A 2597-nucleotide genomic window follows, 5' to 3' on the forward strand; every position below is an offset into this window, starting at 1 on the left:
GGGCGGCTGAGGCCAAGGGCCACGGCACTTCGTTACGAGGGTGATGCCTGGCGCTCCGGCCGGCCGCCGTTCGGTGATCTTTCCGGAGGATGCGGGATCGATCAGTCCGCTTGACTGTAAAGATGACCTTTGGAGCACAAGGGCCGTCCAGGACATTTACGGATGCCGTGCTGGGCATGATCCTGTAGGGAATTCGCAACGTCGTTGTGAGAAGGGATACTTCACGGCCAGTATCGGTACGTCCGGCGCGGAAATTTCGATGCGGAAAAGCGGGGGCAACCATGTGCTTAACGCACGGTGTGCGGATGACGGGTGAGGCGACGAGACCGACGAAAGAGGGCGCGGGCGGGGTGTAGTCGGGATGTCGGACGGGAGTGCTCGGTCGGCGGCGGAGGATGCCGCTCGCCCGCCGCTGAGCGAGGGTGCTAGAAATAACGACATGGCCGGACTTTTCGGTCGACCACGAGTTCCGCTGGCCCGCACGATGACCGACTGGCGCCCACGCGGTCGGCGTGAGGGGCCCCGCTCGGCATGGGAGCGACGTGGGCGGCGCGTTCAGCAGGACACGCAGGACCAGCAGGACACGCAGGACCGGCAGGACCGACAGGACCCGCGAGACCGGCGAGGTCAGCGAGACGAGCGCGACCAGCAAGGTCAGCGAGACGAGCGAGACCGGCGAGGTCGGCGCGATCAGTGGGATCAGCGCGATCAAGCCGATCCGCAGGGCTCGCCGGGCCCCCGTGACCGCTGGGGTCCGCAGGGCCGGCAGACCACGTACGCCCAGCTGAGCCCGCATGGGCGGCCGCCGGTGCGCACCGGCTGGAGCGGCCGCGGATCGGGCCCCGGCTCCGGCGGCGGTCCCGGCGCCCCCCAAGGCCGCGGCTATGGGCGGCGGCCCCGCTGGCACCCGGGGCGCGGCGTGCGCACCGTGGCCGGCCAGGTCTTCGTCCTGCAGGTCGGCGTCGTGCTGCTGCTGGTCGTGGCCGCCGTCGTGGCGCTCGTCCTCCAGTCCCGCTACGACAGCGAGCGGGAGGCCCGTAACCGCTCCATGGCGGTCGCCGAGAGCTTCGCGAACGCTCCGGGCATGGTGAGCACGCTGCGCGGGCCCGATCCCAGCGCCGTGCTGCAGCCGCTCGCCGAGCGCGCCCGTAAGGGCTCCGGTGTCGACTTCGTCGTGGCCATGACGCCGCAGGGGATCCGCTACACCCACCCCAACCCCGCCCGGATCGGCAAGCACTTCATGGGCAGCATTCGCCCGGCGGCCGAGGGCCGGACGGTCCAGGAGACCTTCACCGGCACGCTCGGCCTGTCCGTACGGTCCGTGGTGCCCGTCAAGGACGCCCAGGGGAAGGTCGTCGGCCTGGTCGCGGCCGGTATCACGATCAAGAAGGTGAGCGGTGCGGCCAACCATCAGCTGCCGCTGCTGTTCGGCGCGGCCGCTGCCGCCATGGCGCTCGCCACGGCGGGCACGGCCCTGGTCAGCAGGCGGCTGCGGCGCCAGACCCACGGGCTGGACCCGTCCGAGATGACGCGGATGTACGAGCACCACGACGCGGTGCTGCACTCGGTGCGCGAGGGTGTGCTGATCGTCGGCGGCGACGGACGGCTGGTGCTGGCCAACGACGAGGCGCGCCGGCTCTTCGACCTCCCGTCGGACGCCGAGGGCCGCCTGGTGTCCGAGCTCGGCTTCGATCCGCACACCGCCGCGCTGCTGGCGTCCGGGCGCCCCGCCACCGACGAGGTCCATACGGCGGGTGAGCGGCTGCTGTCCGTCAGCCACCGCCCCACCGACCGCGACGGCGGCCCGCCCGGCAGCGTCGCCACCCTGCGCGACACCACGGAGCTGCGCGCGCTGTCCGGCAAGGTCGACCTCGCGCGCAATCGGCTCAAGCTGCTGTACGACGCGGGCGTCTCCATCGGCACCACGCTGGACGTGGTGCGCACCGCCCAGGAGCTGGCGGAGTACGCGGTGGCCCGGTTCGCCGACTACGTCTCGGTGGACCTCGCGGACTCGGTGCTGCGCGGCGAGGAGCCCCCGGACGGGGCCTCGGGCGTCAGCGCCCCGGACGAGGGCTCGTGGGCCGCCGTGCCGACCGCGGACGGCGGCCGTACGGTCCTGCGTCGTACGGCCCTCAGCGGCATCCGGGACGATGGCCCGCTCTACCCGCTCGGCATGCTGATCGAGTTCGGCCCGAGCGCGCCCCAGGCCCGGGGCTTCCGCAGCGGAGCGGTGACGGTCGAGCCGGTCCTGGGCGACTTCGGCGGCTGGCAGGCGCAGGACCCCGAGCACGGCCGCCGGATCGTCGACTACGGCATCCACTCGATGATCACGGTCCCGCTCCGGGCCCGGGGCGTCGTCCTGGGCGTGGCCAGCTTCATGCGCGCGGAGAAGCCGGAGCCCTTCGAGGAGGACGATGTCTCCCTCGCGGAGGAGCTGGTCACCCGGGCCGCCGTGAGCATCGACAACGCCCGCCGCTACACCCGCGAGCACACCATGGCGGTGACCCTCCAGCGCAGTCTGCTGCCCCGGATGCTGCCGGAGCAGAACGCGCTGGATGTGGCGTACCGCTATCTGCCGGCCGAGTCGGGGGTCGGGG

At 72.2% G+C, this 2597-nt stretch carries 1 protein-coding gene; it reads left to right on the plus strand.

Translation table 11 applies throughout. The features are described 5' to 3' along the window. Positions 1–808 precede the first annotated feature (808 nt). Positions 809–2597: GAF domain-containing protein (locus GWI24_RS43200; RefSeq protein WP_210951484.1), on the plus strand; the 1789-nt coding region annotated here is incomplete at its 3' end.

The sequence above is a fragment of the Streptomyces sp. MK37H genome (assembly GCF_018035285.1).
In the GTDB taxonomy this organism is placed as follows: Bacteria; Actinomycetota; Actinomycetes; order Streptomycetales; family Streptomycetaceae; genus Streptomyces; species Streptomyces endocoffeicus.